A 17,629-nucleotide genomic window follows, 5' to 3' on the forward strand; every position below is an offset into this window, starting at 1 on the left:
ACCGCGTCCCCACACCGGCTGCTCCCACGCCATCCCACCGGCCGCGGCACCCGCCCATTAGCCGCCATGCCGGCGAACCGGCTCTTGCACTGGGCGACCTCACCGCTGTGTCCCCGAACCGGCTCTCCCCACGCCCGTCCGCTGGCCGCTGTGCCCCAGACCGGCTCCCGCGCTGGGGGTTTCCCTATCGTGCCCGGATCCGCTCCCTGAGCTCGTCCACTGGCCGCCATGGCCCGGACCAGTTCCCTCGCTCGGGGTCTCACGGTCGTACGCCGGACGCGCTCCGCACGCCGACTCTCTTGCCTCTGTGCCGTGAACCTGCTCCCCATGCTCGGCAGGTGCATCGCCGCTCCGAGACCCGCTCTCCACGCCGACTCTCTTGTCGCAGTGGCTCGAACTGATGCCCGCGATCGTCGCTGTGCACCGGGGCCGGAACTCGTTGTTGCCCCATCGCGTTGGCCCGCCGGCTCGAACTCCCTCTCGTGCCCATCGCCTTGGCCCCCGTGGCTCGCATCCGCTTCGGAGGTTGCTGTCGTGCCCCGGGCGGCTGCCGGGCCATCGCCTAAACCTGCTCCCCCGCTCGTCGCTGTGCCGCCAAGGCGTGAACCCTCTGCCGTGCTTATCGTCTGGCTGTCGTGACCCGGGCTCGCCCCCGTGCTGATCGCGTTTCCGTCTCGCAACTTCGGCTCGGAGCCGATCTCGCACTTGCCGTCGCACGCGTTGGGCCGAACCAGCTACTGCGGCCGTCGCCCCGGTGTTCTTGGCCGCGCAGCTACTCAGGGCACCGGACCTTCGCGCCGGCATCGTGGCTCGCAGGTGCCGGACTGCAGGGGCGGGACTCCACGCCTGCTTCGTCCCTAACTCCGTAGCGGCGCTGACCTCACCGCGACTCCGTTTCATCTCCACCCAGTCCGACTATCTGTCGCGACCTCCCCCGTGTCACTCAGGCTGCGCGAGCGACGGGCTGCTCCGTCGCCGGATCTCCAGCCGCTCCCGGCCTCCACCCGGGCACGCACCGGCCGGGCACACTCCCAACCCGATCGACGTGCTCCGGCGCGTCCACCCGAATCACCACTCGCGACTCTCGCGCATCTCCGGTCATGACGGCTCAACCTCGCCGTCTCCTGTCACGGCCCCGCAGTCGCTGCGTCCGCAAACCCTCGGCGGCAGCGCGGCTCCGTCGCTCGCGTGCCTTCAGACATCCGGCTCCACCGAGGGCTTCCGTTCCATCCATCGACCAACTAGGCGAGGTTCTCCGCTCCCGCCCGCCGAGCCGATCTGAACGCGCCGCGCACACGGGTCTTGCCGGCCCCGCAGGTCTTGATCGCAACTCCGCACCACCGAGACCGCGCCTGCCCAAGCCGCCCGGACTCGCTCCGGTGCTGCCGTCGCGGGTGACCGGACGCACTTCCCAGCGCGCCTCGACACGTCTCGGTGGTCCCCGACCGGCTCGCCTCAGCCCGCGCTCGCTGGAACCTGCTCTCCGTCCCGCCGCTCCGCGGATCGCCTGGCGTAAGTGGATCCGACCCCAGTGGACCGCCTCCGGTGGCGCCTCTGCCCTTCATTCGCCGACTGGTGCGCCGGACTGGCTCGGGTGCCGTGCGTCCGCCCGTCCGGGCTGGCCGGATCAGTTCGGACAACACCGGTCGACCCCCACCCGACCGCATCACGAGACCGGTACTCGCCGCGACCCTCACCCTGTCACCTCGCACGAACCCGCCGGTTTCGCCCGGCGGCGGCGTAGCGGCGGAGTCTGCCTCACGCAGCGCGACTCATCGCGGCGCCTCGTCTCTAACTGCTTGAGGCTTCGGATCCGCGCTCTCGTGCACGCACGACCCGCGTCTCTCATCTACAGCCAAGCGCCCGGTCTTGCCCTGGGCCGTGGCCGAGCGGGTGCCCGGGTGCGCCCGCGCAAGGCGGCCGCTGCCACCGATGTCTGACGGTGGACTGCTAGCAGCTCTTCTGCGACTCCCCGCTCGCGTTCCTGGCCGGCTGCCGCGGCCGCTCACTGGTCGGGCTCTGGATCGGTCGGCCGGTCACCTCTCGTGGCGGCATGTTCGCTCGGCTGCCGGTTGATTCGTTCGTGGGCTGGCCGGGCGATCCCGATCTCCGTGGTCGGTTCGTGTAGCCAGTCAGGCGGAGGGAATTACAAGCGTGGCGTTTCACGTGAAACGCCACGCCTCCCCGGTCGGGCACTCGCCGTCGTGGTTTCACGTGGAACACGGCTGTGGACACTCGGCTCCGCGAGTGGAGTTGTCCACAGTTGCGGTCTGTCGGCTCGATTTGGGCTCGGCATCGGGGACAATCGAGCGAGCGCGTTTCACGTGAAACGCGCGGACCGAGGAGTGGGTTTCGTGAGCTTGGACGGCGCCACCGCGATGGTGCGGACTGCGGCGGCGGAGGTGTTCGGGGAGCGGGTGGACCGGGCGGCTGGGTATGTGGAGTTGCTGGCTACTCATGGGGTCGAGCGGGGGCTGATCGGGCCGCGTGAGGTGGAGCGGTTGTGGGAGCGCCACGTGCTGAACTCGGCTGTGATCGGGGAGCAGATTCCCGACGGGGCGCGCGTGGTGGACGTCGGGTCGGGGGCTGGGCTTCCGGGTGTGCCGCTGGCGATCGCTCGACCGGACCTCGCTATCGTTCTCCTCGAACCCATGGCCCGCCGGGTCGACTGGCTGGCCGAGGTCGCCGAGAAGCTGGAACTCCCGATCACCATCGTGCGTGGACGCGCCGAGGAACGGTCTGTGCGTGAGCAGCTGGGTGGCGCAGACGTCGTCACGGCTCGCGCTGTTGCTCCTCTCGCTCGCCTCGCGGGCTGGTGTCTTCCGCTGGTTCGCCCCGAAGGTCGTCTGGTTGCGCTCAAGGGGGCCAGCGCGGGAGAGGAAATCGAGCGGGACCGCGTGGCTGTGCGGAAGGCCGGCGGTGCCGATCCAGAACTCGCCGAGTGCGGGAAGGCAGTGCTCGAGGTCCCCAGCACGGTCGTGATGATCCGCCGCCTGCCATCGAAGCCGTCTCGGCCTCGTGGCAGGCGGAGTTAAGCGTACGAGTGCGGCCGCGACGTTCCACGTGAAACGCCGCGGTCCGAACGCCAACGAGTCGTCTATCAAGAGGAGGTGTCGAGACCGGTGAATCCCCGACCGTCCGACCCTGCGAGCACCGGCCACGACCTGGGCTGGACGCCGATCGCCGAAGAAGCCGTCCGAGCCGCGAGCGTCCTGCACCCGAAGGAGGGCACGCTCCCCCGCCCGCTCCGTCGCCGCGTGCTGACGGTCGCCAACCAGAAGGGCGGCGTCGGCAAGACGACGAGCGCCGTCAACCTCGCTGCCGCCCTCGCTGTGCACGGGCTCAAGACTCTGGTGATCGACCTCGACCCCCAGGGCAACGCCAGCACCGCGCTCGACATCGATCACCGCTCCGGCACGCCGTCGATCTACGAGGTGCTCATCGGCGAGGTGTCGCTCGCCGAGGCGGCCGCCGTCAGCGAGCAGTCGTCGAACCTGTTCTGCGTGCCCGCGACGATCGACCTCGCCGGTGCGGAGATCGAACTCGTCTCCATGGCGAACCGCGAGACGCGACTCAAGGAGGCGCTCTCGTCGGAGATCCTCGACCAGATCGGCGTCGACTACGTCTTCATCGACTGCCCGCCGTCGCTCGGCCTCCTCACCGTCAACGCGATGGTGGCCGCGCAGGAGGTGCTCATCCCGATCCAGTGCGAGTACTACGCGCTGGAAGGTCTCGGGCAGCTGCTGAGCAACATCGAGCTCGTGCAGCAGCACCTCAACCGCGAGCTCCGCGTCTCCACGATCCTGCTGACGATGTACGACGGGCGCACCAAGCTCGCCGACCAGGTCACGAACGAGGTCCGCAACCACTTCGGCGACACTGTCCTGAAGACCGTCATCCCGCGCAGTGTGAAGGTCTCGGAGGCGCCTGGCTACGGTCAGACCGTGCTCTCCTACGACCCCGGTTCACGTGGCGCCATGAGCTACCTCGATGCCGCCAAGGAGATCGCGGAGCGTGGCGCGACCGAAGGAAGGAGCAGTACCGCATGACTGAGCGCAGAGGAGGGCTGGGGCGGGGGCTCGCGGCCCTGATCCCGACCGGGCCGGCCACCACAGCCGGCCCGGTGCCCTCCCCCGTCGAAGGTGGCACGTCCGCGGACAAGGCGGCGCGTGAGGACAAGGGCTGGTTCGCGGCCAACGGTGCGGCGACTCCCGTCAGCGGCGAGGTCGCCGGCGCGGTCTACCGGGAGATCCCGGTCAGCGCCGTCAAGCCGAACCCGAAGCAGCCCCGCCAAGTCTTCGACGAAGATGCGCTCGCCGAACTCGAACACTCCATCCGCGAGTTCGGGCTCATGCAGCCCATCGTCGTCCGCGAACTCGGCGACGGCGAGTACGAGCTCGTCATGGGCGAGCGGCGCCTGCGGGCGTCGCAGCAGGCGGAGCTCGAAGCGATCCCCGCGATCGTCAGGCAGACCGCCGACGAGTCCATGCTCCGCGACGCGCTGCTGGAGAACATCCACCGCGTCCAGCTGAACCCGCTCGAAGAGGCGGCCGCGTACCAGCAGCTGCTCGACGAGTTCGCGGTGACACACGAAGAGCTCGCCAGCCGCATCGGCCGCAGCCGCCCCGTCATCACCAACACGATCCGCCTCCTCAAGCTGCCGCTCGCCGTGCAGCGTCGCGTGGCCGCGGGTGTGCTTTCGGCCGGGCACGCTCGGGCGTTGCTGTCGCTCGAAGATCCGGAGAGCCAGGAAGAGCTGGCGGCCCGGATCGTCGCGGAGGGCATGTCGGTGCGCGCGACCGAGGAAGCCGTCACGCTGAAGAAGAGCGAAAAGCCGGCGAAGCCGAAGCCCGCTCCCCGCAAGCCGATTCAGGCACCGGGTCTGCAAGAGTTGGCCAACCGCCTGTCCGATCGCTTCGACACCCGTGTGAAGGTCGACCTCGGCCGCCGCAAGGGACGCATCGTCCTCGAGTTCGGCTCGGTCGACGATCTCGAACGCATCGTCTCGATCATCGACGCGAACTCGAGCGAAAAAACGGCGAATCAGACAGAGGAAACCGACTAGGGATCACCCAGGGTCGTTTCGTCACGGTGATGATTGCTCACCGGAAGGGCGACCGGCACTCTGGGTGGTCGTCGCGAGCGCGGGAAAAATCGGCGGTCGCGCGGCGCGGAATCCGGGAGAGTTGGCGGAACCAGCTCTCCCGAAGGAGCGTCTCGTGATCCCTCCGCGTCTGGCGCCGTTGCTGAGTCAGTTCGACTTCGCGTGCGAACGACTCGTCGATCGGCTCGGCGGGCCGACGGTCGACAGCGGCGACGGAATTCCCGTCTCCGTCGACCCGATGACCGACGATGAGTTCCGGTGGGAGCCGACGCCCGACTGTTGGTCGGTGCGGCGGCGCTTCGACGGGCCGGGGCCGCGCGCGACGTTCCTCGCCGGCCGCGGCGAGTGGGGCCGAGACTCGGCGCCCCACCCCCACCCGTGGCCGCCGCCCGTCACGACGATCGCGTGGCGGCTGAGCCACCTGAGCGAAATGCTGTTGCTGCGCACCGACCACACGTCAGGCAGCCACACGCTGACCCGCGACGACTACGTCGACACCGGTGACGCCGCAACCGCGCACGCCGCGTTCCAAACTGGCGCGGCTGCGTGGCGGAGGGCTTTGCTGGGCGTCGACGACGCAGCGCTCGACACCGTGGGACTGTGCACCTATCCCCACGGCAGCGACTCGGACGAGCCGTTCCTCGAGGTCGCGTGGTGGGTCAACCAGGAAGTGCTGCACCACGGCGCCGAAATCGCGCTGCTGCGCGACCTCTACCGAGCGCGGTGATCAGCGCGCGACGGCCCGCGCCACGAGATCCGCGAACACCGAGCCGAGCGACTTCCCCGCCGCCTCGACAGCCATCGGCACGGTCGACGTCTCCGTGAGACCCGGCGACAGGTTCACCTCGAGGAAGTGCACCGTGCCGTCGGCGGTGATCACGGCGTCGGTGCGCGAGATGTCGCGCAGGCCGAGCCAGCGGTGCGCCGCCACGGCCAGCTCGCCGACGGCCTTCGCCGCTTCCTCGGAGATGCGTGCCGGCGTGAAGAAATCGGTGAGGCCGGCCGTGTAGCGGGCGGTGTAGTCGTAGACGCCGCTCTCCGGCACGATCTCGACGGCCGGCAGCGCCTCAGCGCCGTGCTCACCCTCGACGACCGTCACGGCCACCTCGACCCCGTCGATGAAGCGTTCAGCCAGCACGGTGTCGCCGTACGCGAAGCAGCCGACCATCGCCGCGGGCAGCTCCGACGCCTCGCGCACGACCTGAGTACCGAGCGCCGAGCCGCCCTGGTCGGGCTTGAGGATCATCGGCAGGCCGAGGCGCTCCACCATCGCGTCGAGCACCGACTGCGCGCCGAGCTCACGGAAAGTGCTGTGGGGCAACACAATCCAGTCCGGCGTCGAGAAACCGGCCTGCTGCACGAACGCCTTCGCGGTCGGCTTGTCCCACGCCCGGCGGCAGCCCATGCTCGAAGTTCCGACGAAGGGCACGTCGAGCATTTCCAGCACCGTTTGCACGGAGCCGTTCTCGCCCTCGCCGCCGTGGAGCGCGACGACGACCGCGTCGGGACGCTGCGTGCGCAGGCGCTCGATCAGCCCGGCATCGGTGTCCCACTCTTCGACCGTGAGTCCCTCGGCGCGCAGCGCGGCCGAAAGCCGGCGGCCCGAACGGAGGGAGACGTCGCGTTCGTGGGAAAGCCCGCCTGCGAGCACGGCAACGGTACGGTCGACCACCGTGGGAACTCCTTAGGTTTTGCTGCGGACCGGTCAGACCGTGTCCGGCGACGGGGTTTCCGGCCCCGAGATGGTGCGTGCCTTCACGCTACCGAAGGTGCGGCTGAGGTCCATTTCGGACTCCAGCACCGCCGCGAGCCGGCGTACGCCTTCGCGGATCCGTTCGGGCGTCGGGTAGCAGTACGACAGGCGCATCTGGCGCGAGCCGTAACCGTCGGCGTAGAAGCCGGTGCCCGACGCGTACGCCACGCGCGCGGTGACCGCACGCGGCAACATCGCTTTGGTGTCAACACCTTCCGGCACCGTGACCCACACGTAGAAGCCGCCTTCGGGCATCGTCCACGAGCAGCCCGGCGGCAGGTACTGGTTCAGGGCCGAGATCATCGCGTCGCGGCGCTCGCGGTAGTTCTCGCGGAACTTCTTGACCTGGCCCTTCCAATCGTGCGTCGCGAGGTAACGCGAGACGATCATCTGGTTGAACGTGGGAGGGCACAGCGTCGCGGATTCCGCTGCCAGCACAAGCTTTTCGCGCACGGCGTGCGGTGCGAGCACCCAGCCGACGCGCAGGCCGGAGGCGAACGTCTTCGAGAACGAACCGAGGTACACGACGTTGTCGGGATCGAGCGAGCGCAGCGCCGGGTAGGTCTGGCCGTCGAAGCCGAGCAAGCCGTACGGGTTGTCCTCGACGATCAGCACGCCGTGCTCACGGCAGATCTCCACGATCTCCACGCGGCGATCCACGGCGAGCGTGACGCCGGCCGGGTTGTGGAAATTCGGGATGGTGTAAAGGAACTTGACGCGCCGGCCCGTCTTCTCGGCCTGCCGAAGCGCCTCACGAAGGCCTTCGGGCACCAGGCCCTGATCGTCCATTGCGACGTGCACGACGTTGGCCTGGTACGCCGCGAACGAGCCGAGCGCGCCGACGTACGAAGGGCCTTCGGCGATCACGATGTCACCGGGGTCGCAGAAGAGGCGAGTGACCATGTCGAGGCCCATCTGCGAACCGACGGTGACCACGACGTCGTCCGGGTGCGCCTTGATGCCTTCGAGGGCCATGATTTCGCAGATCTGGTCACGCAGCGTGGGAATGCCGTGGGCCGACCCGTACTGCAGCGCCACCAGACCCTCGTCGGCGATGATCTCCGCCACCTGCGCCGACAGCGTGTCCAGCGGCAGCGCGGCGAGGTTCGGCATGCCGCCGGCCAGTGACACGACCTCGGGCCGGCTCGCCACCGCGAAGAGGGCCCGGATCTCCGAAGCGGTCATCCCGGCGGTGCGCGCTGCGTACCGGTCGAGGTGAGGGTCGAGATTGTGGCGGCCGGCTTGCGGCTTGACGGGGCGGTTCTCGGTCATCGACACACCTGAGGGCTCGGTGGTACCTGCGGGTAGATCCATCGAGTGTAACCAGGGCCTCTTCCTGGTCCCCGCTCTTCCGGCGCTCATCACATCGTCCTATTCTTCGAGTGGCTCTTCCGGTGGTTCCTGCGCTCTTGCGGGGAGCGGATGCCGGTCGTGAGGGATTCGGGGAGGTTTCAGGTGTCGCGTCGCGTGGTGGGCGTCACACTCGACAACCTCGAAGACCTGCCCAAGAGCTGTCGCCGGTGCGTCTACTGGGAGCTGGCGCCGCACCTCAAGGCCCAGGCCGAGGAATTCGGCTCGACCGAGGTCGAGAAGGAAGCGTGGGTCTCCAGCGTGCTGCTGGAGTGGGGCTCCTGCGGCCGCATCGTCTACAGCGACACCCTGCCGGTCGGTTTCGTGCTGTACGCGCCGCCGAACGCCGTGCCGCGCTCCCTGGCCTTCCCCACGTCGCCGCCCAGCGCCGACGCCGTGCTGCTCACCGCGTTCCAGATCCTGCCGGAGTTCCGCGGCGGCGGCCTCGGCCGGATGCTCGTGCAGGCCGTGGCGAAGGACCTCACCAAACGCGGCGTCCGCGCCATCGAGGCGTTCGGTGACGCCGTACCCGACGAGGTCGACCCGATGGGCCAGCACACGTGCGTGCTGCCGGCGGGTTTCCTGCAGAGCGTCGGCTTCAAGACGGTTCGGCCGCACTCGAAGTGGCCGCGGCTGCGGCTGGAGCTGCGTTCGGCGATCACCTGGAAGGAAGACGTCGAGGCGGCGTTGGAGCGGCTGCTCGGGCAGGTGACGATCACGACCGCGGAGCCGAGTCTCGGGCGGGCTTGATCAGCTGCTCTCGAGCTGCTGCATGAGCTTGGTGAGGCTGTCGCGCCAGTAGGCCTTGAAGGAATTGGCCGTCTCTTCATCGACGATGCGCTCGTGTGCCAAGGCGATCTGGGTCTTCGTGCCTTTGTCGACAAATCCGATGTTGACGCGCGTGGCTCCGTCACTCCAGTCGAACCGCGCCGACTTGTTCGGCTGCGTCGTTCTGGTGGCGAGCCGATCGCCGTCGAGCCACTGTGCCCTCGTGGCCGGCTCGATCACGGCTCGGTAGACGTCCTCGACACTCGCCTCAATCGTCCGGCTCGCACTCACCGTGAAGCGCCCGTCCCGACCCCCGTTGCGCGGCCGCAACCCCCGGGACCGCTCGTACTCGACGGTCACTGTCTGTGCCCACCAAGTGCCCATCCGATGCTCCTCGATGAGCCGACTGACGATGTCCCCGTGGCTCTGACCACGCGCTCCCCACGCGTCGAGCAGCTCACCCCACTCGCCGAATCCTCGCCCGGTTGCCGTACGCACCGCATCGTCCGAGGTCAACTTCGTGCCACCCATGGCAGCCCTCCTTGTCTCGTCACCCGGAACGTCGCCACCGACCCCGCCCCTTCGACACACCCCCCGAAAGATCTTCGCGACCTCCGCCTACCACGGTCTTACCCAGCCCGAAATACCCGATTCTCCCAGCTGTGCACAACTGTGGAAGAAACCCCGAGTTATCCACAGATCCCTGATAGACGCCGTGGAAAACCTGTGGATGAGTAGACTGGATCTGGGGACGCCCCCCGAGGAGGGCGGGGGCTGCCCCAAGGTGTGGTGTGTCCGCGGCGGGGCGGGCGCAATGGGTTGTGGCGGTCGGCGGGGGCGGCCGAAACGGTTGCGCGGCTCCGGTTGCAGGGTTGGCGGTGGACTACTCCACCTGGGTCGGCCCGTGCACCGCTTGGGGTGAGGTTCGGGCCGCGGTTGTGCACAGGGCGCCAGCGGTGGGTGGTGCGTCGGGCGGTGGGTGCGGCTGGTTGTGGGGAATGTGGATGACTACCCAGAGTGGTTGTGGGTAAGTCCATCGGAGGTGCCGCGGCTGGGTCCGGGTTGGGCCGGGTGCGAGGCTGCGGTGAGGGTGGGTTCGGCCGGGTTGGGTGTGGTGGGTCGAGCTCGGGATCAGCGAAGGGCTTCAGGTGGGGCGAGCGCCTTGGCCGGAGTGGTAGTGGATCAGCGCTCGGAGCCGGCGGGCTGACACCGGTCCCGGATGACCTGGCTTCGGCACCCCGGTCGAAGGCCTACAGTCGGCGCACTCAACCGGGCTTCCCAGCGGCGGTGTCATCCGAAGCGCCATAGTGCGGCGCCAACCGACGCCCCCAGCACGGCACCGACCAGGTCTGCCGACGGGACATCGACCGGGTCTGCCAACGGGACACCGACCAGACCTGCCAACGGGGCGCTAACCAGGTGTCCACTGGCGCCGTCAACCAGACCGCCCAGCGGCCGTGCCATCCAGAGCGCCAAACGGCGGCGCCAACCAACGCCCCAACGGGGCGTCAACCAGGACTCCAACGGCGACGTCAACCAGACCGTGCCTGACGGCGGCGTTAGCCAAGGCGCCGGACGGCGGTACCAGTGCGGGGCTGCCAACGGCGCCGACGCGTTCTGATGCCGGACCCCTCGTGGCCTCGAGCTGGAGTGATCAACTGCGGCGCGCTGAGTTGGTGACCAGCGAGCGACGGCTGGCCGCGGAAGGCGTGCCGCGACGAACCTGGGAGCCGGGTCTTGCGGCCAGGCCTCAGCATGCAGTGCACATCGACCGGTAGATCGGCCTTGGCGCCACCGACCAGCGAGGTCTGCTTGGTGGGGTTCGACGGCTGGTGGTCAGGACTCGGCTCGCGTTTCTCCGCGCCGGTCGGCGGAGACTGGCCTCGACGACAGGTCCGGCAGCGGACGGGTCTGTGTTCGGTGCCGGCTGAACAGTGAGGATCGCTCAAGGGCTGGCGAACAGAAGCCGGTTCCAGCGACCGGCTGCTAAACGGGAATCAGTCCGATGCCGCGGCTTGCGCCTGGGCGCGGACGCGAGTGGGTAGTTCCTGGCGGCGGCGTCGGCGCTGCTGAGCTGCAGCGCAGTCCGGAGCCAGTCTGGAGCAGCGGCCTGATTCCGGAGATCGGTGGGATTGCACGGCGATCGGGTGCCCAGTCTGTAGCGATCGCGGCCGGCGCCGTGGTCGGAGCAAGAGCCGCGCGGCTGGCTGCGGAAATCGATAGGGCTCAGTCATCGGAGGTCGTGGCCGGTGGTTGGTGGGCCAGTGTGGAGTCCGGAGAGCTTGACCCGGTGGCCGCTGATCGGGCGACGATCAACGGCCGGTGGCCAGAGCTCGGCATGGCGGTCGAGTCCTCGGCAATTCGTGGCGGGTCACCAGGAGGTCGCGGCAACGGCGAGAAGACGTGAGGCGAAGGCGGAACTACCGAGGCGAAGGCGGAACTACCGAGGCGAAGGCGGAACTACCGAGGCGAAGGCGAAACAGGCAGGGCGAAGGCGAAACAGGCAGGGCGAAGGCGAAACAGGCGGCGCGAAGGCGAAACTACTGCCGCGAAAGCGAAACAAGCGAGGCGAAAGCCAAAAGACGTGAGCCGGGCCTCGGGAAAGAGGGCCCGGCTCAGCCGAGAAGATGCGAGGTCAAGAAGCAGGGCAGAAAAGCTCTACTCAGCCTTGGCCAGCTCGTGCGCCAAGACGTCCGCGAAGGTGAAGGTGCCCGTGGGTTGGTCGCCTTCGCCGAGGAGGTAGAGGCGCTTGACGGCGATGAGGATGCCCTCGGCGACGATGTCGCGGAAGGCGGGGTCGGCGAGTTTGCGGCTGTCGTCCGGGTTGGTGAGGTAGCCGATCTCGACGCGGACGGCGGGGCAGCGCGTGCGGGTGAAGATTTCCCACGTCTTGTAGTGGGTGCGGCAGTCCCTCAAGCCGGTGCGGGCGACGACTTCGCGCTGGATGAAGCCGGCGAGGAGTTCGCCGACCGTGGAGGTCGTGCCGTTGCCGGTGCCGAAGTGGAAGCTGGCGATGCCCTGGGCGCGGGGGCTGGGGTTGCTGTCGCTGTGGAGCGAGAGGAACAGGTCGGCGCCGGCGTCGTTGGCGAAGCGGGCGCGTTCGAAGTCGGTGGGGCTGTGGTTGGGGCCGCGCGAGATCAAAGCTTCCATGCCGGTGGCCTGCATGCGGCCTTCGAGCCGCCGCGCGAGGTCCCAGGCGATGTCGGCTTCGCGCAGGCCGCCGGCGACCACGCCGAGGTCTTCGCCGCCGTGGCCGGGGTCGATGACGATGCGCTTGCCGCGCAGGCGCGGGCCGGCCTGGCGGACCTGCTCCTGTTCGCGCAGGAACACGGGGCGGCCGCCGCGGGCGCGGGGCGAGGAGAGGCGGTGCAGCTCGCGGATGGTGGCCGGGCCGCAGATGCCGTCGGGCTCCAGGCGCATGTCGCGCTGGAAGGTGCGCAGGGCGCGTTCGGTCTGGGGGCCGAAGTAGCCGTCGGGGCGGCCGGCGTCGAAGCCGAGCTCGGTGAGGCGCTCCTGCAGCGCGAAGACGTCGTCGCCCTGCACGGGCGAGGACAGCATGTACTGCAGCGGACGGCTCCCCAGGTGGAAGCTCGCGCCCTTCATCGCCTGGAACGTGGCGGGGCCGACCACCCCGTCGGTGATCAGCCCACGACGCTGCTGGAAGGCCCGTACGGCGTGCTCGACGGCGGCGTCGAAGGTGCCGTACTGCTCGGTCCCCGCCACCGGCGGGAGCAGGTCCATCCCGGCAAGGATCGACCTGATCTCGGCGACGTCCGGACCGGCGTCACCGCGGCGGAGTACCCGCATGCACTCCTCGCTCTTCCTAGGGCACCGAAACCAGCTCGATGCGAAAACAGAAAACCTGTGTGGGTGTAAGCCCAGGGCACCTATTGTGCCCTGTGAACTCTCGGTGAGCGCGCAGGCCCGGTCGGTGTGCCCCGGGAGTGCGCAAGCCGCCACTGGTCGGACACGCCCATGCACCTGCGTGATCATGGCCACGGACACTTCGCCCGAACGTGCGAGAACCCGGGCCCGCGAGGCGTTCCCGCAGGCCCGGGTTCTCAGCAGCTGGACAGCGCCGGCTCGATCAGAGGACGTCCTTCAGGTCGGACAGCAGAGCCGCCTTCGGCTTCGCGCCGACGATCTGCTTCACCGGCTTGCCACCCTGGAACAGGATCAGGGTGGGGATCGACATCACCTGGTAGTCACGCGCCGTGTTCGGGTTCTCGTCGATGTCGAGCTTCGCCACGGTCAGCTTCTCGCCGTTCTCGGCCGCGATCTCCTCGAGCACCGGGGCGACCATCTTACAAGGCCCGCACCAGGTCGCCCAGAAGTCGACCAGGACCGGCTTCTCGCTGGTCAGGACGTCGTCCACGAACGACTTGTCAGTCACCTTGACGGTGTTGTTGCCCATGGTTTCTCCTTCGGGTGGTCGGTATCGGAAAGTCAGTGGGTGCCGGCGCCGTAGCCGCCGCCGACCAGCTCGGACGCCTCGTGGGCGTTCTCGTCGCCGTGCTCCGCCAGCCATCGTTCCGCGTCGATGGCCGCGCTGCACCCGGAACCCGCCGCCGTGATGGCCTGACGGTAGGTGCGGTCCACGAGGTCACCGGCCGCGAAGACGCCCGGCACGTTCGTGTAGGACGTGCGCCCCTGCGTCACCACGTAGCCGTCCTCGTCGACGTCGACCTGGCCGCGCACGAGAGCACTGCGCGGGTCGTGGCCGATCGCGACGAAGAAACCGGTGACGTCCAGCGTCTTCTCGTCGCCGGTCTTGGTGTCCGTGACCTTCAGGCCCTGGACCTTGCCGTCGCCTTCCACCCCGGTGATCTGGGAGTTCAGCTGCCACTTGATCTTGTCGTTCGCGCGGGCGCGCTCGAGCATGATCTTGGAGGCGCGGAACTCGTCACGGCGGTGCACGATCGTGACGGACTTGGCGAACTTCGTCAGGAAGGTCGCCTCCTCCATCGCGGAGTCACCACCGCCGGCCACGGCGATGTCGTGGTCGCGGAAGAAGAAGCCGTCACACGTCGCACAGGCCGACACACCGCGGCCCAGCAGGTCCTGCTCACCGGGCACGTTCAGGTAGCGCGCCGCAGCGCCCATCGCCAGGATGACCGCGCGCGCGGCGTACCGCTTGCCGTTCGCGACCACGTACTTGACGTCGCCCGTCAGCTCCAGCGACTCGACGTCCTCCGCGCGCAGCTCGGCGCCGAAGCGCTCGGCCTGCTTGCGCATCTCTTCCATCAGGTCCGGGCCCTGGATACCGTCTCGGAAGCCGGGGAAGTTCTCGACCTCCGTGGTCGTCATCAGCGCACCACCGAACTGCGTGCCCTCGAACACCAACGGTTCGAGCTGCGCGCGCGCCGCGTAGACCGCGGCCGTGTAACCGGCGGGACCCGACCCGACGATGATCAGGTTCCTGATTTCCTCGGCAGCCACCCGTGAACCTCCGCTCGTAGTGACCTGTGCACTGGTCTCAACACGATGGTAGGTGGCGGTGTTCCCGACGGTGACGGCCGCTACTCACCCGTCCCGACCAGCGGTTATTTCTTGCCGACGACCTTGTCGAACAGCACGTTGGCGTGACCCGGGCCGCAGTCGGCCCCGAAGGCCACCAGCCGGAACTGCGCGAGCTGACCCGTCGTGTAGATGACGAGCACGCCGGGCTTGCCGTCGACGGTCACCGGCCGGATGCCCTCCGGCCGCACGTCCGGGTCCAGACCGGCCGCGCCGACGCACGCGTCGAGGTGCTGCTCGTCCTGGAGCGGGCCGAAGTCGCGGACGCCCATCGCCCCGCCCAGCAGCGCTTCCGCCCCGCTGCCGTCGCCGCCCACAGACGGTCCCGCCGGTGCCGGAGCGGCCACGCCGGTGCCGGTTTCCTGGGTAGTGCCGGGCACCGTCACGGCGATCGCGACGATCGCCGCCGCGGCCGCCGTCAGGATCCCCGCGCCCCAGCCGAGCCGCTTGTTCCGCCGCCGCCGTGCTGCCGCGAGGTCCACCACGGGCGCCACGCCGGGCTCAGGCGAGGCCGGAACCGGTGCCGACCCCGCTGCCGGAAAGGAGGCGGCCTGCCGGGACGCGGCCTCCGCGGCCAGCGCCTGGTCGATCCGCGCGGCGAACTCGGCCGGCATCGGCGGCGCCGGCTCGTCCGCCAGCGCGGCCAGGTCGGCCGTGGTCGCCTCGAGGGCTTCGATGATCGCGCGTGCTTCGGGGTCGGCCTGGACCCGCGGCCACAGCCGCGCCGCCTCGTGTTCGTCCAGCACCCCGGCGTGGAGGTCGGCCAGCACGTCGACAGACCAAGGCGGACCGACGGTCCCGCCGACCCCCCGACTCTCGTCCGTCATCGTGCCTCCCCGTTCCCCGGCGAGCGGTCGGCTCGCCCGGCACTCCGGGACCCGTCCGAAGTGGCGCTCCTGCGTTTGCTTTCGTGAGTTGGGACGTTCGCATTCGCATCCGGGTTCCGCAGGTGCCCCAGAACCTTCGCGAGTTTGCCTCTTCCTCGCGCGCAGCGGCTCTTGACCGTGCCCTCCGCGATGCCGAGCAGCTTCGCCGTCTCGGCCACGGAGTAGCCCTCGACGTCGACGAGCAGGATCGGCGCGCGCTGCTCCTCGGGCAGCTGCTCCAGCGCCTCGCGCACGAGCAGGCTCGTCTCCCTCTCGGACATCGAGTCGCGCGGCGAGGCCGGCTCGTTGAAGCCGGCCTCAGGCAGGGGAACGGTGGGGCGCGCCTGCTTGCGGCGGATGCGGTCGAGGCACGCGTTGACGACGATGCGGTGCAGCCACGTCGTCACCTGCGACTCGGCGCGGAAGTTGCCCGCCGCGCGGAAGGCCGAGATGAACGCCTCCTGCAACGCGTCGGCGGCTTCTTCCGGATCACGCAGCGTGCGCAGGGCCACGGCCCACAGCCGATCCCGGTGCCGCCGGACGAGTTCGCTGAACGCATGCGGGTCTCCGGCGGCGTGCGCCGCTATGAGATCCGCGTCCGTGGGAGCTGCAGCCGTCACCCGGCAGAGCCTACTGAGTGGGAGATGTCGCTCACCCCGCAGGCAGGAAGCTCACGTCTCCGATCTCGCTGATGAAGCCGCCGTCGCTGTCGTCGCCCAGCTGGGTGATCCACACGACGAAGTACTGGCTCTCCGTCGGCGTCTCGAGGTTGATCGTCGTGTCGGTGCCGTTGAGGTCACCGGTGCCGACCACCTTGGTGTCGTCCAGCTTCGGGTTCTTGCTGTCGGCCGAGCGGATCTCGATCTTCGTGCCGGGGCTGTCGGCCGCGATCTTCACCTGCGCGAGCTTCACCGGGTCGTCGAACTGCACCACGAACCCGACGCCGGGCTTCAGTGCGGGCAGCTGCTGCTGGTACTGGTCGGTGCGCCAGACCGTGCCCGGGTCGCCGTCGATCGTGTTCTTCACCCGGCTGGAGTTGTCGCCCGAGCCCTTGGGGTTGTAGATCGTGGCCGCCTTCGGCTCCACGGCCTGGCCGAGCTTCGGCGCGGCCGGCGACGACGGCGGGGGCGCCGCCGAGTTCGCGGGCGGCGGGGCGGTCGAGGTGGGAGTGGCCGCGACGTTGATCGTCGGGCCGCTCGCCTTGGAGTCGCCCTGGAACAGGTTGATCAGCATCAACCCGCCCCACGCCAGGATCAGCACGGTGGCGACGACCAGCACGGTCACGCCGAACGCCAGCTTCCGCCGCCGCGCGACGTCCTTCACCGGCTTCTTCGTGGTCCAGATCGTGCCGTCGGCCTCGGCCGTGGCGTCCTCGCCGACGGCCTTGATCAGCTGCGTGCGCTCCTCGGCCTCGGCGGCCTGGTCGAGCACGCGCAGGATGGCCGAGCTCGTGCGGATGCCGCCGTTGCCACCGTCCTCGATCGTGCGCACGGCCAGCGACGAAAGCTCGGGCGGCACGGCCGGGACCAGCGTCCGTGGCGGCACGACCTGACCCTGGGGGGTCAGCGGCGCCGCGGGGATCGCGGGCGGCCCGCCCGGCAGCGCCCAGCGTCCGGTGAGCAGGAGGTAAAGGACGGCGCCGAGGGCCTTCACGTCGTCGCGCAGCGTCGCGTCCGGCAGCGGGCCGGGGAACGCCAGCTTCAACGCGCCGTTGGGCGTCAGGCGCAGCCGCTGGGGGTGGTCCAGACCGAGGACCAGGCCGTTCTGGTGCGCGTGCTCCACCGCTTCGGCGAGGGCCTGCACCATCCGCGCGGCCGCGGCGGGCGCCACCGGCCGCTGCGCGACCAGGTCCACCAGATCGCTGCCCTTGGTCCATTCCGCGACGACGACGCCGAGAAGTCCCTCGTTCGAGGTCACGCCACTGCCGAGGCTGAGCACGTCGAGCACCCGCGCGACCCCGCCGTGGCCGAACTTCGACGCGTGCGCCGCGCGCTCCAGCGTTCGCCGGGCCAGCCTCGCGGCCTCCGGATCCGCCGGATCACCGACCAGCAGCGTCAGCGCGACATCACGCTTGAGCTGCCCATCGCGTGCCCGCCACAGGTGCGCGGCGGCTCGTTCGTCCACCCCGAACTGCGCGAGCAGGCGGTACCGGCCGTCGCCGACGACCCGGCCCGGGGCCAGCGAACCGCCCTGGGCACGGATGCCCGCACGGTTGGCCTCCCCTGCCTGTTCGCTCCGTCTCGTGTCCACCGCTTCTCTCCCGCGTCGCGC

14 protein-coding genes are annotated in these 17,629 nt (G+C 69.5%); 5 read left to right on the top strand and 9 right to left on the bottom strand.

Annotated features, from left to right (window positions below; all coding sequences use genetic code 11):
• Positions 1-2,354 precede the first annotated feature (2,354 nt).
• The 4 genes from rsmG (at position 2,355) to AB0K15_RS23175 (ending at position 5,831) form a co-directional block, all read left to right on the top strand.
• Positions 2,355-3,035, top strand: coding sequence for a 16S rRNA (guanine(527)-N(7))-methyltransferase RsmG (rsmG, locus tag AB0K15_RS23160; protein WP_364053934.1), 681 nt, complete (start codon positions 2,355-2,357; stop codon positions 3,033-3,035).
• A gap of 87 nt (positions 3,036-3,122) precedes the next feature.
• Entirely contained in the window at positions 3,123-4,049 is a 927-nt protein-coding gene (locus AB0K15_RS23165) for a ParA family protein (protein WP_364053937.1), read from the top strand.
• Complete coding sequence (locus AB0K15_RS23170) at positions 4,046-5,065, top strand: ParB/RepB/Spo0J family partition protein (RefSeq protein ID WP_364053940.1); 1,020 nt, start codon at positions 4,046-4,048, stop codon at positions 5,063-5,065. The genes AB0K15_RS23165 and AB0K15_RS23170 overlap by 4 nt, the downstream gene beginning before the upstream one ends.
• 154 nt (positions 5,066-5,219) lie before the next feature.
• On the top strand, positions 5,220-5,831 hold the full coding sequence (locus AB0K15_RS23175; protein ID WP_364053943.1) for a DinB family protein: 612 nt from the start codon (positions 5,220-5,222) through the stop codon (positions 5,829-5,831).
• Here the strand turns inward: AB0K15_RS23175 and AB0K15_RS23180 are convergent, their stop codons facing one another.
• The gene (locus tag AB0K15_RS23180; RefSeq protein ID WP_364053946.1) at positions 5,832-6,776 is read right to left on the bottom strand and encodes a D-alanine--D-alanine ligase; all 945 of its coding nucleotides are present in this window, start codon (positions 6,774-6,776) and stop codon (positions 5,832-5,834) included. It abuts the gene before it with no gap.
• A 33-nt stretch (positions 6,777-6,809) separates the two neighbouring features.
• Positions 6,810-8,129, bottom strand: coding sequence for a PLP-dependent aminotransferase family protein (locus AB0K15_RS23185; protein WP_364053949.1), 1,320 nt, complete (start codon positions 8,127-8,129; stop codon positions 6,810-6,812).
• 183 nt (positions 8,130-8,312) lie between these two features.
• On the opposite strand from AB0K15_RS23185, the gene AB0K15_RS23190 reads away from it, so the two are divergent.
• Complete coding sequence (locus AB0K15_RS23190; RefSeq protein WP_364053952.1) at positions 8,313-8,957, top strand: GNAT family N-acetyltransferase; 645 nt, start codon at positions 8,313-8,315, stop codon at positions 8,955-8,957.
• Here the strand turns inward: AB0K15_RS23190 and AB0K15_RS23195 are convergent, their stop codons facing one another.
• The 7 genes from AB0K15_RS23195 to AB0K15_RS23225 all read right to left on the bottom strand — a co-directional run bounded on the left by AB0K15_RS23195 (position 8,958) and on the right by AB0K15_RS23225 (position 17,608).
• Entirely contained in the window at positions 8,958-9,506 is a 549-nt protein-coding gene (locus AB0K15_RS23195) for a DUF4287 domain-containing protein (protein ID WP_364053955.1), read from the bottom strand.
• 2,127 nt (positions 9,507-11,633) lie between these two features.
• The gene (locus AB0K15_RS23200; RefSeq protein WP_360609046.1) at positions 11,634-12,782 is read right to left on the bottom strand and encodes an N-acetylmuramoyl-L-alanine amidase; all 1,149 of its coding nucleotides are present in this window, start codon (positions 12,780-12,782) and stop codon (positions 11,634-11,636) included.
• Positions 12,783-13,062: 280 nt separating this feature from the next.
• Positions 13,063-13,389 carry a thioredoxin gene (gene trxA / locus AB0K15_RS23205; RefSeq protein WP_220240252.1) on the bottom strand — a complete coding sequence of 109 codons (327 nt, stop codon included), beginning with the start codon at positions 13,387-13,389 and terminating at the stop codon, positions 13,063-13,065.
• A gap of 32 nt (positions 13,390-13,421) precedes the next feature.
• A complete protein-coding gene (gene trxB / locus AB0K15_RS23210) occupies positions 13,422-14,414 on the bottom strand; it encodes a thioredoxin-disulfide reductase (RefSeq protein WP_364053960.1) in 993 nt (330 codons plus the stop codon).
• A gap of 104 nt (positions 14,415-14,518) precedes the next feature.
• Positions 14,519-15,319, bottom strand: a complete 801-nt coding sequence (locus AB0K15_RS23215; RefSeq protein WP_364053963.1) for a hypothetical protein — start codon at positions 15,317-15,319, stop codon at positions 14,519-14,521.
• Positions 15,316-15,978: an RNA polymerase sigma factor SigM gene (sigM, locus tag AB0K15_RS23220; protein WP_364053966.1), complete on the bottom strand. Its 663-nt coding sequence runs from the start codon at positions 15,976-15,978 to the stop codon at positions 15,316-15,318. Before sigM ends, AB0K15_RS23215 begins: the two co-directional genes overlap by 4 nt.
• A 31-nt stretch (positions 15,979-16,009) precedes the next feature.
• Positions 16,010-17,608 carry a protein kinase family protein gene (locus AB0K15_RS23225; protein ID WP_364053969.1) on the bottom strand — a complete coding sequence of 533 codons (1,599 nt, stop codon included), beginning with the start codon at positions 17,606-17,608 and terminating at the stop codon, positions 16,010-16,012.
• Between the last annotated feature and the right edge of the window lie 21 nt (positions 17,609-17,629).

The sequence above is a fragment of the Amycolatopsis sp. NPDC049253 genome (assembly GCF_040678995.1).
Taxonomy (GTDB): Bacteria; Actinomycetota; Actinomycetes; order Mycobacteriales; family Pseudonocardiaceae; genus Amycolatopsis.

Excerpts from the sequence above, each read along its gene's own strand:
- AB0K15_RS23170 (WP_364053940.1), top strand. The coding sequence starts at position 4,046 with ATGACTGAGCGCAGAGGAGGGCTGGGGCGGGGGCTCGCGGCCCTGATC.
- trxA (WP_220240252.1), bottom strand. The coding sequence starts at position 13,389 with ATGGGCAACAACACCGTCAAGGTGACTGACAAGTCGTTCGTGGACGAC.
- AB0K15_RS23185 (WP_364053949.1), bottom strand. The coding sequence starts at position 8,129 with ATGACCGAGAACCGCCCCGTCAAGCCGCAAGCCGGCCGCCACAATCTC.
- AB0K15_RS23195 (WP_364053955.1), bottom strand. The coding sequence starts at position 9,506 with ATGGGTGGCACGAAGTTGACCTCGGACGATGCGGTGCGTACGGCAACC.
- AB0K15_RS23215 (WP_364053963.1), bottom strand. The coding sequence starts at position 15,319 with ATGACGGACGAGAGTCGGGGGGTCGGCGGGACCGTCGGTCCGCCTTGG.
- AB0K15_RS23200 (WP_360609046.1), bottom strand. The coding sequence starts at position 12,782 with ATGCGGGTACTCCGCCGCGGTGACGCCGGTCCGGACGTCGCCGAGATC.